General features: G+C 46.5%; 17 protein-coding genes. 4 read left to right on the forward strand and 13 right to left on the reverse strand.

Features of this window, described 5'->3' with window-relative positions; genetic code table 11:
- Nucleotides 1-182: 182 nt before the first annotated feature.
- From ACLBLI_RS11840 to ACLBLI_RS11855, 4 genes are all read right to left on the reverse strand, one after another.
- The gene (locus tag ACLBLI_RS11840) at nucleotides 183-2,606 is read right to left on the reverse strand and encodes an efflux RND transporter permease subunit (RefSeq protein WP_414827812.1); all 2,424 of its coding nucleotides are present in this window, start codon (nucleotides 2,604-2,606) and stop codon (nucleotides 183-185) included.
- Nucleotides 2,599-3,489: a VacJ family lipoprotein gene (locus ACLBLI_RS11845; protein WP_414827813.1), complete on the reverse strand. Its 891-nt coding sequence runs from the start codon at nucleotides 3,487-3,489 to the stop codon at nucleotides 2,599-2,601. The genes ACLBLI_RS11840 and ACLBLI_RS11845 overlap by 8 nt, the downstream gene beginning before the upstream one ends.
- Nucleotides 3,476-3,826 carry a hypothetical protein gene (locus ACLBLI_RS11850; RefSeq protein ID WP_414827814.1) on the reverse strand — a complete coding sequence of 117 codons (351 nt, stop codon included), beginning with the start codon at nucleotides 3,824-3,826 and terminating at the stop codon, nucleotides 3,476-3,478. The genes ACLBLI_RS11845 and ACLBLI_RS11850 overlap by 14 nt, the downstream gene beginning before the upstream one ends.
- A 704-nt stretch (nucleotides 3,827-4,530) precedes the next feature.
- Entirely contained in the window at nucleotides 4,531-5,175 is a 645-nt protein-coding gene (locus tag ACLBLI_RS11855) for a BON domain-containing protein (RefSeq protein WP_414827815.1), read from the reverse strand.
- A 252-nt stretch (nucleotides 5,176-5,427) separates the two neighbouring features.
- On the opposite strand from ACLBLI_RS11855, the gene ACLBLI_RS11860 reads away from it, so the two are divergent.
- Nucleotides 5,428-6,426 (forward strand): endonuclease/exonuclease/phosphatase family protein, encoded by a 999-nt coding sequence (locus tag ACLBLI_RS11860; RefSeq protein WP_414827816.1) that lies wholly within the window; start codon nucleotides 5,428-5,430, stop codon nucleotides 6,424-6,426.
- A 162-nt stretch (nucleotides 6,427-6,588) separates the two neighbouring features.
- On the opposite strand, the gene ACLBLI_RS11865 is transcribed toward ACLBLI_RS11860, so the two are convergent.
- The 6 genes from ACLBLI_RS11865 to ACLBLI_RS11890 all read right to left on the reverse strand — a co-directional run bounded on the left by ACLBLI_RS11865 (nucleotide 6,589) and on the right by ACLBLI_RS11890 (nucleotide 11,627).
- Entirely contained in the window at nucleotides 6,589-7,251 is a 663-nt protein-coding gene (locus ACLBLI_RS11865; protein WP_414827817.1) for a CatB-related O-acetyltransferase, read from the reverse strand.
- Between the two features lie 89 nt (nucleotides 7,252-7,340).
- Complete coding sequence (locus ACLBLI_RS11870) at nucleotides 7,341-7,739, reverse strand: response regulator transcription factor (protein WP_414827818.1); 399 nt, start codon at nucleotides 7,737-7,739, stop codon at nucleotides 7,341-7,343.
- A gap of 449 nt (nucleotides 7,740-8,188) precedes the next feature.
- Nucleotides 8,189-8,770: a hypothetical protein gene (locus tag ACLBLI_RS11875; RefSeq protein WP_414827819.1), complete on the reverse strand. Its 582-nt coding sequence runs from the start codon at nucleotides 8,768-8,770 to the stop codon at nucleotides 8,189-8,191.
- Between the two features lie 357 nt (nucleotides 8,771-9,127).
- Entirely contained in the window at nucleotides 9,128-9,718 is a 591-nt protein-coding gene (locus ACLBLI_RS11880) for a hypothetical protein (RefSeq protein ID WP_414827820.1), read from the reverse strand.
- Between the two features lie 204 nt (nucleotides 9,719-9,922).
- A complete protein-coding gene (locus ACLBLI_RS11885) occupies nucleotides 9,923-10,732 on the reverse strand; it encodes a DODA-type extradiol aromatic ring-opening family dioxygenase (protein WP_414827821.1) in 810 nt (269 codons plus the stop codon).
- Nucleotides 10,733-11,174: 442 nt separating this feature from the next.
- Nucleotides 11,175-11,627, reverse strand: coding sequence for a DoxX family protein (locus ACLBLI_RS11890; protein WP_414827822.1), 453 nt, complete (start codon nucleotides 11,625-11,627; stop codon nucleotides 11,175-11,177).
- Nucleotides 11,628-11,743: 116 nt separating this feature from the next.
- Between ACLBLI_RS11890 and ACLBLI_RS11895 the strand changes: the two genes are divergently transcribed.
- The gene (locus tag ACLBLI_RS11895) at nucleotides 11,744-12,655 is read left to right on the forward strand and encodes a LysR family transcriptional regulator (protein ID WP_414827823.1); all 912 of its coding nucleotides are present in this window, start codon (nucleotides 11,744-11,746) and stop codon (nucleotides 12,653-12,655) included.
- 108 nt (nucleotides 12,656-12,763) lie between these two features.
- Here the strand turns inward: ACLBLI_RS11895 and ACLBLI_RS11900 are convergent, their stop codons facing one another.
- Entirely contained in the window at nucleotides 12,764-13,297 is a 534-nt protein-coding gene (locus ACLBLI_RS11900) for a DUF3750 domain-containing protein (protein WP_414827824.1), read from the reverse strand.
- A gap of 100 nt (nucleotides 13,298-13,397) precedes the next feature.
- On the opposite strand from ACLBLI_RS11900, the gene ACLBLI_RS11905 reads away from it, so the two are divergent.
- Both ACLBLI_RS11905 and ACLBLI_RS11910 read left to right on the forward strand, forming a co-directional pair.
- Nucleotides 13,398-14,288, forward strand: a complete 891-nt coding sequence (locus ACLBLI_RS11905; protein WP_414827825.1) for an alpha/beta hydrolase — start codon at nucleotides 13,398-13,400, stop codon at nucleotides 14,286-14,288.
- 252 nt (nucleotides 14,289-14,540) lie between these two features.
- Nucleotides 14,541-15,767, forward strand: coding sequence for a methyl-accepting chemotaxis protein (locus ACLBLI_RS11910; protein WP_414827826.1), 1,227 nt, complete (start codon nucleotides 14,541-14,543; stop codon nucleotides 15,765-15,767).
- 302 nt (nucleotides 15,768-16,069) lie between these two features.
- Here ACLBLI_RS11910 and ACLBLI_RS11915 read toward each other — a convergent pair whose 3' ends face one another.
- Nucleotides 16,070-16,465: a DUF3718 domain-containing protein gene (locus ACLBLI_RS11915; RefSeq protein ID WP_414827827.1), complete on the reverse strand. Its 396-nt coding sequence runs from the start codon at nucleotides 16,463-16,465 to the stop codon at nucleotides 16,070-16,072.
- Between the two features lie 754 nt (nucleotides 16,466-17,219).
- A complete protein-coding gene (locus ACLBLI_RS11920; protein ID WP_414827828.1) occupies nucleotides 17,220-17,492 on the reverse strand; it encodes a hypothetical protein in 273 nt (90 codons plus the stop codon).
- Nucleotides 17,493-17,732: the final 240 nt, after the last annotated feature.

The following is a 17,732-nucleotide window of genomic DNA, read 5'->3' on the forward strand; positions in this document are numbered from 1 at the left end:
GTACCAACCTGCATGTAAAGCATTAGCCCGGCCGCAGAACGCATGGGATAGCCGTACATTTTGCTTGCATGAAATCGCAATAAGCCGTTTATGTAGAGTTAACATGCTCAATGGGTAAACAAAAAAGCCTGCGAAATAGCAGGCTTTTTTGTTTATAAGAGTTTGTCTATCTAATCTGCATTTTATGCCGGGCTGCCCTGAGAGCGTCTTTTCGTGACAAACAGCGTAAGCAGAGCCGGAAGCAACGTGGTATCGGTGATTAGGGCCATCAGCATCGCCGTAGCGGTAAGCAATCCAAAATACACGCTGGGTAAGAAGTCTGAGAAGCCAAACAGCGAAAAGCCGGCAGCAATGATTGTTGTAGTAAACAGTATTGCCAGCCCGGTATGACCAAAAGCATGCTTCGAGGCTGACTGCGCTTCTGAACTACTCGTGTCTTTCTCTGCTCCCTCAAGCCACGCATGCAGAAAGTGGATAGTGTCATCTACCGCAATTCCCATCGCAATCGCGGCAATAGTGATTGTCATAATATCCAGCGGAATTCCCAGCCAACCAATTATTCCCAGGATCCCAAGTGTTGTAAGCACATTCGGCACCAGCGCAATCAACGCGACTTTAAAAGAACGAAATATTGCGAGAAGCACCAGCCCCAGGACAATGTAAACAATGCCTAATGTTTTTACCTGCGAATCAAATAAGCGGCTTAAAATATCCTGGTATAAAATAAACAAATTCGTCAGGGAGTACTCTTGCTCACTGACTCCTACCGTATTCAAATCCTGCTTTAATTGTGACACAAAGGTTTCACGGTCTAAGCCTTCAGTGGTGTCCTGAATACGCACAGAAATACGAAGCTGCTCGTTCTCGCCAGAAAAATACGCGCCAACCAGTTGATTCACCACTTGCTTGTCCAGCAAATGATAAATAGACGTTAGTTCGTATTCTGTGAGAGGCTTGTCATTGTTCAGCTCTTTGGCAAGTTGCGTAAAGTTCGCAATAGATGTCACGCTCCCGGTTGCTTCAAAGGCTTCAACGGCTTTTTGGACTAACTGAAGTTGATTTACCATATCTGCGGTTAAAATCAGCTCTTCATTCTGTACATTGTCAGGTATCAATAGAATGATATCCAACGGCGTAGATCCGCCAAATTGCTGGTCAATGAAGGCCAGCTCCTGATGAACCTGCGTGTCGGTGTCGAAATAATCAATAAATGAGTTTTCAACATCCAGCCTTACAATACCGGCGGCGCATGCCAAAAAAACAATCAGACAACATGCACCTACTCGTTTTGGCGCACTTAATGTTGCGGTGCGAAGCCGTTCTAACAGCGATTGTAAAAACCCATATTCACGCGTCTCCTCAGTTTTCGGAACCAGACACAGTAACGCGGGAAAAAGCAACAAACTTACCGACATTGTCACGAGCATCGAAACCAACATCATCCAGCCAAAATCAACAACCGGTTGCAGCCCGCTGAAAATCAGAGAGCCAAATCCAACCGACGTAGTCAGCGTGGCATAAAAGCAAGGAGACAACTTGTCGATAAGGGTATCGGTTACACGCTCTTTCTGAGCGTACTCAGGGTGGCTTCTGGCGATCTCCCGGTAGCTACCGATGAGGTGTATCATGACCGCCAGTGTCAGAATGAGCTGTAACGCGATAAAATTCGCCGAGATGACTGTAGTTCGCATATCCAGCATTCCGAACAAGCCCATTGTAATGATTACGCTGACACTGCAAGCCAGTAGCGGGAAAAACACCCATTTCCATGACCGGTACAGCAGTGCCAGCAATACTGCGATTACAATACCGATGGCGGTGCCAAAAATTTGTAAATCTGACTTGATGATATCGATAAGGTGCTGGCCAACCACGTAAGAACCGCCAAGGTAAGTATCTGCGCGTTCACTTACCTGTTGCGTGATATCCTCTATTTGCTGGATTTCCTGCTTGCGTTTGGCGGTTAGTGCCTGACGTATCGGATCGGCTTTCGCCTTAAGCGTCTCAATACGCGCTTGTTGCTTTTCAGTTAGCTCGCCATCCAGTAACGTCGACTGGATAGCGGTGATTTCTTTTTCAATTTCCCTAAGCTCAGGATTATCCTGAAACACAATTTGTATCGCCGTCGCGGTTTCTTCCCGGTTTATCAACAGATCAGTAAATATTGGATGACCGGAAACGAGTGTTTTCATAGTCTCCGGGGAATACCGCTGCTGTTGCCAGGTCAGTGAGCTGACTTCGGTACCGCCCGTTAGCGCTGATGCATTATCGACCAGTGGCACAGTAAGAATGGAGGTAACCGCTTTCACCCGCTCAAGTTTACGAATATCCTCAGACAGATCATTGATGTCTTTAAAGGTGGTATCGCTAAAAAGCGGGTGTTCCTTAGGCTGATAGGCCAGCAGAATAAATTCATCCGGAGAGAACACCTCATTCGCAACTTGCGTGCGAATATACAGTTTATTGTCTTTTACTAATAACGTGTCGGCTGAAGCGTCAATTCTGAACTGGGTAATGTAGTAGCCAGCAACTGCGATAATTGCAATAAAGCCTGCAATAATCGCCCAGCGTGCAGCGACAATACCCCTAGCGATTCCACTAGTCATCCTGTTCGTTGTTGTCGTTTTCGAAGACTTCATCACGACGCTGTCCCTGTATATATTGATTTCTGAAATAAATGTATGGATCTTCTGCGTTTTCGTAGAGCGTCTGATAAGTTTCAGATTGCGAGGAAAAATCGTCAAATCCGTCAAAAATTCTGAGCTGATAAGATTCGGGAGGGTCAACTAACTGGTTAATCGGGTGAATGAACCCTTCAGTGACGGTAGAAAACGCGCCACGGGTATCGCTGGAACCTAACACGGGCAACACGAGATAAGGGCCAGCTCTGATTTCATGCTTTGACAAGGTGTCGGCAATGGTTTGCTTTTGCGCTTTAACATCGAACCAGGCATCGGCGGGGTCAAAAAGACCGAACAAGCCTATTGTGGAATTAATAACAAAGCGTCCGAGATTCACTCCAGCTTCATCAATTTCACCGGCAAACACATTATTCAGCAGATTTAATGGCTCCCTGATGTTGTCGAAAGCGTTGCCTATTTTGTCTCTCGCTACTGCCGGAACAACAAACTGATAGCCCTCTGCTGCAGGAATGAGGACATAACTGTAAAGGTAATGGTTGAAGGAAAATATAGCCCGATTCATGCCTTCCCAAGGGTCGTGGTAATAGACGCTATCTACTACCGACTTGCCGTCTGCCTGAGCTTGCGCGTCGGTAATGGCCACCACTGTTGGCTCAACATCGAGCTGCCCCTGGCTGGTTTCTATGGTGACAGATTCGCCTGCACTGAGCCTGGCAACGTCACCATTTTTATCGGACTGACTCTCCTCAACGTTCGAGTCAGTGACTACATCCTTGTCGGGTACGCTGGTACAGGCACTTAGCAGCCCTACCGCGATTACAAGCAAATATTGCTTAAAGACTTGCATACGTACTGCTTTGCATCCTTTCGTGATGGCTCAGAATATTACTTGCTCGTGCTAACGCATCATCGCGGTTGAAGTACCACTCGTGAGCGTCAAAACGTCTGGCTTGTTCAAGATAATGCTCAATACGCTGCTTGCGTAAAAATTGATCTCGGTCTGCTAAATTAAAATCGGTTTCTTCAACCAACCGTTCCATCTTCATAATGACATCAGTGCGGCTGTTTTCAACGGAAGACGCCTGTGCTGTAGAAATAAAACCAAGTAATGAATCAGAGTGGCTGGTTGCTAGTAATATCACGGTAACCAGCGCGACAACAGTTGCAGATTTAATGAGTTGCATGGCTATCACCTTAAAGTTGTTACCTGTAATTACTATATGCAGGCGGCGTACCAGTTAACCAAGCGAAATGACATGCATAAAATATTGATATTTATAGATAATTTTAAATTAAGAGGATATTTTAACAGACAGAGAGTGAGGGTCGGGCAATATCTACATTATTATAAGTAGAAACTGCCCGATCGATGACATGGCTAGCTTGTACTTTTTGCGATCCAGTTTTCCTGCGAATCAATCTCCGCAGAGATATCCCCTACCGTCTTTCTTCCATTTTTCTCATATTTATCAAACCAATTGAACACTGGCTGACTGCAAAGGAACTCCTGAAAGCGATTTTCAGGTTTAGGTGGAAATTTTGGTTTTAGGAGCTTCATAGTGAATTTTCCTTGCTATGTACTAAATATGCATCTTTTCGGGATACACAAACTAAGTTAAAGGTAATTCAAGAAACAGACCAGGTCTGGAAAATTTCACAAGTCCGCGTAATACCAATGGTTAAGACGATATAGGTAAAGTACAAAGGCACAAACAACATAAACGAATGGTCAGGTTTACCGGCCTAAAAGTAAATATTACATACGCGTAATCTTTACTCCCGGTACATTGCAGAAAATGAAAAGACCGTGTGCTGAAAATAAAGAATGGAGATTCGACAGGTAATAAAAAAGGCGCCTGCGGCGCCTTTTTACTCATCAACTATGCGATTAATTCTTCATCGCCGTTTTTGTTACCACGGTCAGATTGTCCTTAACATCCGTAACATCTGACGCGTTTTTGGCGATTTCTACTGCCAACTGACGCTCAGCATCAGAATCGACATTACCCGTGAGTGTCACATTTCCGTTTTCCACATCAACATCAATGTCGAAGCCGGAAATATCAGAATCCATAAGAAGACGTGTTTTCACGACCGTTGCAATCTTCGCATCAGTCAATGCACTCATGCCATCTTCTGTTTCTTCCTGAGCAGAGTCCGCCATCTCGTCAATTTCGCCCTCTGCATCCTCAGCGGCTGCGGTAAGCTCTTTACTGTAATCACGATCACCGGTAATCGTTAGTTGATTGTCTACCGATGACACACCATCAATGTTAGCTACCAGCTCTTCAGCAAGCTTCTTGTCTACCGAGTTATCAACGCTTCCGGTAAGAATTACCTCACCATTTTTTACGTCGGTATTAATATCAAATGAGTCAAGGTTGCCATTAAACAACAATGTTGCCTCAGCTTTTCCGTCAATCCATGCGTCTTTCGCACCTTTTTCCCACGAATTATCAGACTTCATGTCTCCAGCAAATGCTGAAGTAGAAAGTGCACCTGCAATCAGTAGTGAAAGTATTGAACGTTTCATAATAGCTTCTCCTTTTGTGAAACTGTCATTACTGCTGCGAATAGCTTGCCAAGAAATAAAAACATATATTTATCAATAGGATAAGAACAAATCAGAGGCTGCTAAGCGTTAACCTTGTGCAACCTTTACTGGCAAATCAGAATTTTTTACTTTTTTCGATGGCGTGTTATCGAACCCGGAACGATTATTGTATGACCGATTCTCATTATCGGTTTTCCGATCGTATCAGTTGTAGTCTCTAAGGAAGGTATAATGTTTGAAACATTGATTGGTTTAAGCGCCCTGTTCGTATTAACGACGCTCGCGCCCCACATTCCCGGCAAACACTGGTTAATTCGGGTATGGGAGTTTCCACGCACCCAGCAGCTCACCTGTATCGCTGTTTTACTTCTTTGCTGGTTGTTTTTCCCGCTACCATATTCCACGATTTCCATTTTGTGTATAACTGCGCTCGCTGTTGCAGGCCTTTATCAGCTGCACTGGATATTACCTTACACCCCACTATGGAAAACGGAAGTCGCTCACTCAAAAAAGCAACCTGAGCACTCAATCAGCCTGATGACAAGCAATGTATATATGCATAACAAAAACAGTCAGGGACTGATTGATCTGGTAAACAAGTATCAGCCGGATATGTTGGTCACACTGGAGACTAACCAGTGGTGGGAAGACGCACTTACCGACCTGCACGATGCATACCCTCACCGGGTTTCCTGTCCGCTGGAAAACCTTTATGGTATGCACCTTTACAGTCGGCTGCCCTTCGCTAAACAACAGTTGCGCTTTGTGGTGGAGGATGGCGTTCCGTCAATACAGGTTGACGTGTTACTGGATGACATTCCGATAACTGTGTACTTTCTTCACCCGAAGCCGCCCAGCCCTACAGAGAATGAAACAGCAGGTCCGCGGGATGCGGAGCTTGCCATTATTGGCAAAGAGGTCGTCAAATGCGACCAGCCTACCATTATCGCAGGTGACCTCAATGACGTAGCATGGTCACCCACCACACGTAAATTCCGTCATTTGAGCCACGCACTTGATCCCAGAATTGGTCGTGGTTTTTTCAATACGTTCCATGCGAAATATCCACTTATTCGTTGGCCGCTGGATCACGTGTTTCATAGTGATGATTTTACATTAATTCATATTGAGAGGCTGGAAGGGTTTGGTTCAGACCATTTTCCGCTATATACCCGCCTGGCACTGACTGAACACATCACTTCTTCATCTGAACGGCAAACTGAAAAATAAGGAAACCAGCATGTGCAGCCCTATGCTGATTTCATGTCGTGCTTATGCAACTGTTATGTCCAAAGCTCCGACTAAGCGGAATACCGTTAACGGTATTTTCTGCACGCCTGGCATTGCACAGTAACGCGCCCCTGTCTTAACAGCCTGGCTACTTGCGCTTTGTCAGGTCCGGTTATTCGCTTTCTCCTGCTGAGGTTTTAGTATCGCTTCCGCCTGATTTACGTCGCCTGTTACTATTGCCGGAAGTGCTGAGGTAAGCACTGAGATATCTTTATCCCACCAGGCCAGGGACTTTAGGCGAGCTATGGTTTCACTGTCAAAGCGATACCGGCTTAAAGTGGCCGGATTGCCTCCGACTACGCTGTAATCAGGCACATCTTTTGTCACTACACTGTGGCTTCCAATAATGGCGCCATCTCCAATAGAAACACCAGGCATAATCACGGCGCCGGTGCCTATCCACACATCATTACCAATGTGAGTATCACCGCGATTGACGTTCGTTGTTGTAATCGATGCCGTGTCTTCCCACTCTTGTCCGAAGATAAAGAATGGGAAACATGACAAGCCGTGTGTAGCGTGGTTACCACCGTTCATGATAAAAGTGACGTTGTTGGCTATAGCGCAAAATTTACCGATAAGTAGCTTGTCGCCAATAAAATCGAAATGGTATAGCACGTTTTTCTCAAAACACCGCGTGCCGTCGGGATCATCGAGGTATGTGTAATCTCCAACCAGAATGTTGGGATTGGTTACAATATTCTTTAAGAAAACTATCTGACTAACCCCGGGAATGGGTTGCATCAATGAAGGATCCGGGCCCATAAAAACTCCTGAAAAACTATAATCAACTATGTTTTGTTAACCATTTTCAGCAGTTCTTACTTCATTGGCCCAACTCTGTTAGCAAAAATTTATGCGGTAATCGCCATCGCCTGCTTGCGCGCAACAGCCTGACACCGTGCCACAACATCTTTGTAATTACTCGGGTCTGTCACCACATCGTCGATGTCCGGCGCGACTTCAAGAGGCCGGCTTCCATTTGCCAACTGTGCATTCATCAAAACCACAGATTGACAACATTTTTGCTCGTGTTTGAGCACTTTACACAACTCTTCGCCTTGCATATCCGGAAGTTGAGCATCCAAAAGCACAACATCGTATCGCTGGGCGCGGCCGAAATGCATCGCTCGCTGGCCACTGGCTGCAAAGTCAACGGTCCAACCTAACCCACCTAAAAAGCTGGTAAGCCGGCTGGCTACTACTGGATTATCTTCTACTACAAGTACAGAGAGTCTATTATTTCCTGACATACCCTTGTCTCCTGGCGGCGTCCCTCGCACGTAGCGTGCGGTTCTTCCGCACTCACAAAATCACGGTCTGGTACCGTGCCCACAATTATCCACTCAAGGAAACAAACCCCTTGTACTTACTTATAAGCACATCCCGCGCCATAACAGCAAAGTGTCCAGATACTGACTTTAGGCGGAGAAATACATTAAAAGACTATCAAACTGAAAGAAAAATGCGCAATTTGTTTTTCATATAAGGAAAATTTTACGTGCTTTTTGTTATATACACCGGCAGAGACGTTTCATCACATACCGAAAACGCTGATATTTTTTCAGTTCTGTTATGGGAGAGTACTTGGCAGGTATCCACTGACTGCCCGTTGAATGCAGTCAGCCAGTATGAGGTTGCAATTGGGCGTAAAAAGCTACCCAGCTGTTTGCGAAGCCACTTGAAGGGGCGTCAATGCATATCAGGCAGACTTTGCAGTGCGCTGATTTATCGGGGGAGCCTTGCGCTTCGGGTTTACACACTCCAGAACACGCTCACACGCTTCCTCTCTGGATTTAAAGTGTGCAAGCCCCAGTAACTTATCATCACGAGGCCACACTGCCTGATTAAGAATTTTTACATCCGATTCAGTCAGCGCTGACGTGTGTAACAAAATGGCGACTGCTTTTTTGTTTGGCTTGATTAATGTGGGTTCAACATTTTTTATGATATCAACTGGCACACAAATGAACTCTCTGGCTTGAGGATCCCTTACTACTCCTACATAACCTTCATCAGCAATAATTGCTGGCCAACCTTCAGCAATGCGGCTCTGAGCAAACATCGCAATGGTGAAAGCAACAAGCACCAGCATTGTCATGACGATAAACTGTAGACTGAGATCCGGTGCGACAGCCACAATTCCGCCTACCACCGCTGCAAATAGGATCCAACCGCCAAAAACTCTGCGCATGGCATTGGGAGAAATTCCCGTCAATACCTCTGCATTTTTAAGCTGCGCCTTTGAGTAAGTTCGCAGAACAACCGGTTTGTGATCAACCATCTCGAACCTCGTAAGAAAACCAAGAGTCTAAAAATACCTTTATCCTTTTACGGTTACAACCAGACATTAGTTTAACTACCCTGTTTTTTACCAACCAAGGCAATAAACAGGGAATGTGGCTGCCTGCCACTAATCGTAGTGCAGACTTCATACAAGATGAATCTCACACTGATCGATCAGGTAATTATATCGCTGTTGCGGCTCGTAAAATTCCGAAAACTCCTGCACGAAGTATGCGGTGATACCACTGGACACGCTATTTCAGTGCGAGAAGGAACGTTTATAGAAGAGAAATGAAACAGAAAAAACCGTGGGTAGTGAGTGCACGGTGTGCATCACAAAAATTAATGCCGCCTTTCAGGCACTGACAGGCAACTCTTTGAGCAATTCATTAACTTCGTAGTGCATAGCATCAGGGTGAAGCGTCTCATCCTGGCGTAATCTCGACAATAATGTATCTGTCTGAGGACGACCATAAAAATACCAGTCGCATATATGACGACGCATTCCGCCTCCCCGCAATTGATAAATATGCGCGACAAAACGATATCCTTTGTCATACGCTTTGCGATGCGAGTCGGCTTCATCGATCACTGTAAAGCCTCGATCTGCATACTGCGTTAACGACGTTACGCCAGCACTTTTCGACGTAAAATAACTGCTGCCCAATGCACGAATACGATCTTTAGCGGCGGTTACCACATCTTCCAGCGAACAGTCCAGATACCCTTTACTGAGGGTCCCGAATGCACGACACGCGTTAGGACAGCCTGCAGCTAGACCAATCGAAAACCCGGTGTGCTCTTTGCCTTCCCACGGACGCAGCCAGACATAAGGACTGATGTGAACGTAATATTCAGTTCCATTAACTGAAATTTGAAATACATCAGGGATCAATACATTTCTGACATTGACCAACTGATTGGGATTGCGTGGGTCAAATAACATGTAAAGCCTCTTTGTCTCATAGACAAAAGTATATAGAGTGAGATTTTATATTACACGTTTAGATACAATTTGTCAGGTCGATCTGTTCGTTTGACGCTTAGATCCGATGAAACACTTTCCAACAAAACCGCACATCAAGCTAACAGTGGCCTTAGCGAAAAGATCCCTTTTTCATATATAGCAATTATTACGTTATATTAATGATCATCGCCATGCCACGTTGGCGCAAGGAATACCAAGTATAGCATGTCGCCACTGATGTGTGACTGGCTTACCCGCTGCCGCGGCACACACCAGATAAGGTAACAAATGCTCTTCTCTTGGGTGATTGTAGCGGGACTCCGGAGACGCTTCCCAGTCAATAAGTTGTTTCTCCCGTTGCGACTGATTCAGAGCCGCGTTTTCACTGACTTGCAAAAGCCAGTCTAAAAACACCTGCGCCTTGTGCTCACGCGTGTGACTGGCTCCAGACTGAAAAAAAGCAGACATGTTATGGAACGTGAAACCTGATCCCAGGATCAACACGTTACTGGCTAGCAGTGGTTGTAATGCCTGCCCTATAAGGATGTGTTCGGCCGGATCCAGCGATGCTGACAATGATACCTGCACACAAGGAACCGACGCCTCAGGAAACAACAGTTTCATTGGCACGAACACACCATGATCTAATCCACGTTCCGCATCTGTAGTCACAGCAATTCCTCTTTGAGACAGCACGCTGACGATGTCTTCGGCCAGCTCAGGACTTCCCGGACAGGGATATTCAATGTGATAGGCCTGCTCACTGAAACCTGAATAATCGTAAAGTAGCGAAGGTGCAGCCGATGCTGTTACCGCAACAGGTGTAGCTTCCCAATGTGCGCTGATAACCACGACGCCGCGCGGCTTTCCACGAAAACGTCTCATATCCTGAATAGCATCTACCATCTCCTGATGCTCTGGGTCTCCCAGCAGAGGAAGTGGTCCTCCGCCATGAGAGACGAACATCACCCTGGCTGCAGTGTCTTGTGTCATCGCCATACTCCTCAACAGTAATGCGCCCGGTAAAAATACTGACAGGCGACAGCGAAAATTGCGTTACAACTTATATCCCTGCGTTAAGAGCCCGTGCATCCTGTTTACCGTTCAGGCTTCTACCCCTTTGGGTTTAAGACCAGATATACCTGATGCGCTGCGACAGCTTTCGGCTGCCTGACGACTTCGCGAGCTTCAGACCATGCATTGACTTTAATGGCGACAATAACCTGAAGTTTCGGATAGAAATTACTAGGGGTCAGATAACCCGGAAGCCTGGCTATTGGCAATTACCCTGCAACCTGAGCTACGCAGTCGAGCTGGCCTCGAGATTACAGTTAACTCCGAGTTCCTATTCAGTGGCCAATACACCGGACTTATTCCAAGCCCGGTATACTGACCTTCCCTACTCAAGCGCTTTTTATCCTGTCAGGTAACGCTCTCAGCGATTGGTGCTTAGCTTTTCTGCAATGATATTGTCTACTGATATCCGGCCTGCCCCTTGAAAAGTCAGTGCCAGGGTAGCGGCAAACAGAGCCAGGCCAAATTCATAGCCGTTATTTGCCATAAAAAGGCCATTGTCGATATGCACACTAAAAATGGCAACCAGCATGGTGAATGCAGATACCAGTGCGGCCGGACGTGTCAACAGTCCGATTAGCAGGAAAAGCCCACCAAAAAACTCCGCGCTGCCGGCCAGCAGAGCCATCAGAAAACCTGGTGCCAGTCCTATGCTTTCCATCCATTGCCCGGTTCCTTCCAGACCGTAGCCTCCGAACCAGCCAAACAGCTTTTGCGCGCCATGAGCGGCCAGAATGATCCCTACCGGAACTCGTAATGCCAGAGAACCCAGCGTGGTGTTGCTTCCAAATAACAGCGATGTAAAACGATTCATAACGTATCTCCTCATTTGGCGGAATGCCTTTTCAGTGGCAATGACTTTACCCCTTCACTAAAAGAAGATTAAGATAGCAATTATTGCTTTATTATAAACTTTGCGTTGATAATACTATGGACCGTATACTGGCTATGCGAACATTTTGTGCGGTGGCAAAATCAGGCTCATTCACTGCTGCCGCGGATCAGCTTGAGCTATCCCCGCAGTTGGTGAGTAAATACGTATCCCAATTAGAACACCATCTTGGCGTAAGATTGCTAAATCGCACCACAAGACGTGTTCATATGACAGAAGCGGGTGAACGCTATCTTACCAGAGCACTGTTTGTGCTTGATGAAATTGAAGATATGGAGAACGTAGCTGGTGAATCTCAGCAAGAAGCCAAGGGTCGCCTGAGAATAAGCGCTCCGGTGAGCTTCGGCGTTAAACATCTGAGTTCACTGTTTCATGACTTTCAGCAGGCTAATGCGGGTGTGACCATAGATTGTCAGCTAAACGACCGGAAAGTGGATATCATTGAAGAGGGCTTCGATATTGCGCTACGCGTGGGGCAATTAAAGGATTCATCACTGATTGCTAAAAAGCTCGCCACCGTCCGAATTTGTATATGTGCTTCTCCCTCCTATTTGCGTCGTTACGGCACACCTACATCACTGGAAGATCTGAAGTCTCATCGGTATTTGCGCTACAGCTACCTCGATCCCACTGCTGGCTTATCCGCTCATAACGCACTTTGTGAGAGTGACGAGAACAACTTCATATGCAATAACGGAGACACGCTGTCACAGATGGCTGTGCAGGGAGCAGGCATTGCCTTGCAACCTACATTTATTTGTGGGGAAGCATTGGCCAACGGTGAGCTTGTCGAAATTCTCCCGGAGCTAGCGCCGCCTGATTTGGGATTGTTTGCGATTTACGCACACAGGCAACTTCTGGCAAGTAAAGTCAGGACGTTTCTGGACTTTGCCGATGGCTATTTCGGTTCGCCCCCCTACTGGGATGCTTATAAAGCTGACTCTAAGTAGCGTCGATAGCGTCGCGCAATACCGCAATACCTAAGCGATATAAGGTTCCATCAGGGGAGTATCTCTCAGTTTACTGTGCTTTGCTCCTGTCCCCCTTTCGCCGTGGAGTCAGTCACTGATATAACCGCTCCCTATCGCCCGGAAAGGCAGTTCCAGTTCAAGTTCCGGAACCTGCTGACCAACCCAGGCCGGGAAGGTATTGCTGTTTGGTCCGGGAAATACTTTGTAGTCATTCGCATAAGGGTAACGTGCGATAGCCGCTGTCACTTTTGGAATCAATTGCTGCGCTTTGGCGCCGGTGACAGACAGAACCTTGTCTGGTCGGGCTCCATACCAGTAGCGGTCTGGCGTATCTGTTGAGTATTCCCGAAGTGCGGGTAATCCGGAGTCTACACGCCAGCCCACCACCTCAAACACGCGGTATTCGCTGGCATTTACGGGTTTTACCGCGATCCAGGTATGCACTGCAAACCATCCCCGCCAGCTGAAAGCATCTGCGGCATACACTTCAATAACCGCGTCTTTTGTTGTAGCAGGATCCGGAGCGATTCCAGCAGGTTCACGACTGGCAGTGCGCCAGTCAGGGGTCTGGCAGCCACTAAGTAACGTGGTAACTACAGCTAATATTGCGAATGTTCTCAAACCGTCTCCATAAAGTAACTGAATTTTCACTAATTGCGCTCTGATCCCAGCGTTACCAAAAACGCTATTGAATGATAACAACTGCTATTGGAATAATACGTTGACGATAAAAGTATGGATTATTGCCTCAGGGCTTTGCCTATTGCTGTGGGCAGGATACACCTATCGGACAGATATCGGGTTGTGGGGGATAAACAGCGCAGTATTGCTGAGCACCGACGCATCCATAACGCGCGATATTGCTTTCGGAGACGCACCGTGGCAAAAACTGGATATCTACGCACAACCCCGGCCAGCGCCGGTCGTGGTTTTTATTTACGGAGGCGGTTGGTCGTCGGGAAAGAAATCAGAGTATGCTTTCGCGGCTGATGCGTTTTATCGCAAGGGCTACACCGTAGTCATTCCCGATTACGCAAAATATCCCAACGCAACGTATCCCACATTTGTAGAGGATGTGACCGCTGCTATCGCATGGACATTTGAAAATATCACAGGCGATAAGTATCCGCTTTATCTGGCGGCGCATTCAGCAGGTGCGCACTCTGCCGCTCTGGTAGCCATCGATAACCACTACTTACAAGCTCATGGGCTCACGCCATCAGTGATCTCGGCGTTCGCCGGTCTCGCGGGGCCTTACAACTTCACCCCCGAAGATCCGCAGTATGTAAGAACATTCGGGAAAGAAAACTTTACCGATATGAAAGCGAATACGCATGTCAGAGGCGATGAACCACCGTCACTGCTTCTCCATGCGAAAGGCGATGATCTGGTAGCCATGAAAAACGCCACCTCTTATCAACAAGCCCTGCAACAACATGATGTACCAGTTGAAACGGTGTTTTATCCAGAATCTATGAGCCATACAGATATGGTGTTATCTCTGCATCCGTGGTTTGCAAAAGATCATGCTATGTTGCAAACCATTCATCGCTTTTTTACTGCTTACTCCGCTACAACGAATAGCAACCCACCCGCACCACATACAGAATAATTCGCACACATCACATAAGCCGGGAAGCTGCTGATATTCATTCTGCAGCGCCTTGCCCTGTGTAGTTCAGTAAAATTAATGACGGAGATCAATAAACAGTTAATTATTAATAAGATGCCAGGTAATTGAGTCGACAATTTTCGTCTTGGCCGCTATCTTCGACAGATTCTTGTACACACAATGAGGGACAAATGCGCTGACTTTGACGTGTATGAATTCCCTGGTTGTCCAATACATAAGATGCAGTTAATCATGTTCTGGAAATTGTATAACGCCATCGAGCGCACATTTTTTTATACGCTCACCCGCAAAATAATTGGCAACATTACGTTCTTATTTGTGTTTCAGCTAGCCAGTTTTTATCTCTTGTATAGCTTTTCGGGTGGCAGTTCGGCAGAGCAGCAAAGCCTGAAAACCGCCAGTATTTTGCTGTTCACAGGCAGTATTTTGTGTTTTGGCTTCACCATTTTTTATCTTCACTACCTGATTGTGCGTCCGGTCAAATCGCTGCTAAGTACACTCAATAATATTAATCATACCCAGGGCGACATTCGTACCCACCTGCCTTCCTTTACCCGCGATGAGTTCCGTGAGCTTTCAGAAGCGTATAACCTGTTTGTCGATAATCTCGCAGGACTCATGAACAAGATCTACCATCAAGCACAACAGGCAAGTCAGGCCAACCAGGAAGTTGCCAGCTTGGTTGACTCAACGTTTATGGATGTCGATATGCAAAAGACGCTGAGTCACCAGATGTCGGCATCCAGTCAGCGCATAAGCAAAAGTATCGGTCATATTGTTGAGGCATCTGAATCGGTTGCAGAAAATAACCGATACAACCTGACCAATGCGAATCACGCCAATACTGAGCTGTCGCAGTCTCACAATCAGATCAACAACATCAGCAAACTACTCTCCCAGTTTTCTCACACCGTGGATGGCCTGCAGAAGAATGCGGGCAATGTGAGAAATATTCTTAAGATGGTGGTTGGGTTTGCCGATCAAACCAATTTGCTGGCATTGAATGCCGCTATCGAGGCGGCGCGCGCTGGCGAAGCAGGCCGGGGTTTTGCGGTAGTGGCTGATGAAGTACGGACGTTATCAGCAAAAGTTGCGGATGCAACGCAGCAAATTAACACCTTTTTGGGTGATATGGATAAACTGGTGGATGAAACACAAAATGAGTCCTCGCGTCTTATTGAAGAATCAGAGGCAATGCGTGAAAAGCTGTCTTCGACCAACGCGACCTTTGAAAAGATGATCGCGGATTTCGAACAGAATATCTCTGAGTTTACAAATATCACTCATGCCGTCGAATCACTAAAATCACAATACCAGCAGGCAGATCGCTCAGTTGCGGATATTACTGAGCTAAGCGACAGAGTAAAACAACAGATGGAGCAGGTGAATTCGCATGCAAAACAAGCCAAGTCGCAATCTAACAGCACCAGCGAACAGCTTTCTCAGTTTGTAGATTAACCGCTTATTCACCCGCTCCTGAATAAATCGTAAAAATGGCAGCATGTCGTGCGCTGACGTTTCACTGAAAACTCTCATAGCGCTATTTTGTTTAAGAGAAAATCATTCCAACGGCAATTTAGCTGATACTTAAGAAATGCGGACAAAAAGCGTATATGAACGAATACGTCAAAGAGGTGGTAGTAAAACAGATTACCGGGGGCCTGAAAAGAATGTAGCCCCTTTCGGGGCTACGATGCGGAGTTAGGCTCCGCAACCATGTTGAAACGATGTCACATGGCGTGAATTTTTGCAGTCTTTGCTTAGATGCGACCGCTTAGTTCTGCAGCGATTGGGCTGTCCTGAAGACCTTGCTCAGCAATCCAAGCCTGCAGTGTTTTGCCATCAGCTTCTGGAGCAGTCAGGTCACGACTTGGCATCTTCTTCACCAGCAACGTGCCTACTTCTACTGCGTTGCTTTTGATAGCCGCGCGGATAAGGCTTTGTCCGTCACAAGAAATACCAGTGTAATAATCGTGCAGTTTCAGACGGTAGTCAGACTCAACACTACGCATTTTCTTACGCAGTTCGCCTTTGTCATCCGCTTGTACGATGTTACAGATGTTAGCCAGAGCGTCGTTGATGTTCGCGTGTGCAGCATTAGAAAATGCCAGAGTAGAAGCAGCAACGATCAAAGAAGTTTTAACAATTTTCAACATGGTTAGTATCCTTGAAATTTAAGATTTTTTTTGCTCACTGGGTGAGAACGAATGCAATTAAACGGCAAATCAAAAAAAAGGAAAACAACCAAGACAATACTAGGGTATGCGAATCCATACCAAAAATAGTGCTATATAAGTACGAAATTGCCCCTGTAGTTCTCGGCTAAAGGGAAAAAGCCTTTTCCGCATGCTGAAGTTAAGAAATGCAGTGAGCTTTGCAGCGTGCTCGATTTCACACGGGAACAAGTGACTTCAGCGACAGTTTGTTCGTGCACCGCTAATTAGACCGACCTTGTACGATTTCTTGCAGCCCTGCCGGAAACCGCAGAGTAATGCGAAGTACATGAGGATAATTGGCTTTTAAGCACGCTCCCGCGCACAACTGGAACTCTCTTGCTTTTTGCAATAATCAGAATAAGACTGGCTGGTTCCCGCCCAAAGAAGACTCCCATAAATACAACTGATACACAGCCACACTAAAGCCGTAACTAAAATGTGCAGTAACGGATTGTTTGCCTGCATTGTTAACGATTGATGCGATATCAGCATGAAGCACAAAAAGGAGAGCAATCCCCATCGGCACACGCCGTGTGAAAAGATGAACCAGGATTGTCCGCCCTGCTTCATTTGCGCCCACCTGGCTTGCTCTTCAGGTGTCCATTCCCTGAACACAGAACAGTGCTTTTTCAGTATCTCACTCATGGTAATACTTACCTTACGATTAAGGCTCGCAGGATGCGAGCCCTTCAGGTTATTCTTCGTCACTGTGACTGGCCATCACTGAAAGCAAGACCGAATGCGACCCCATACTCCCTGCGGCTGCTTTATAGCCTGCATTCCACAAGGAGCCGGCCCAGCCCCCCAAAAAGCCACTGACTGCGCCTATCGCCATCCCCTTTAGTGCACCGGAGAAACCGCCACTTATTCCGCCTGAGATACCACCACCAACTGCGCCAAGTACTACCCCTACAGGGCCGGCCGCGCCACTTACACTGTTTACTTCCTGTATATTAAGCTGTTCCATTTCAATTCCTTTAAATTGGCTAAGACGACATTCGTCAGGAATAGTCTATTAAAGTACATCACTAAATACGCCTGTACTATGGCCCGGAAATTGGCTGATTCCGGCATTACTGGCCATCATGGGAATCATCCTCGCGACGATATGTACTGAACGAGTATGTTAAAGAATGTCTCTTAAAGAGGAGGTTGGGTGTATCACACACCTGCCTGTGCGACAGCAGTACGCTCACAGCAATTTTAA

It is taken from the genome of Alteromonas sp. H39, from assembly GCF_047556435.1.
GTDB lineage: Bacteria > Pseudomonadota > Gammaproteobacteria > Enterobacterales > Alteromonadaceae > Alteromonas.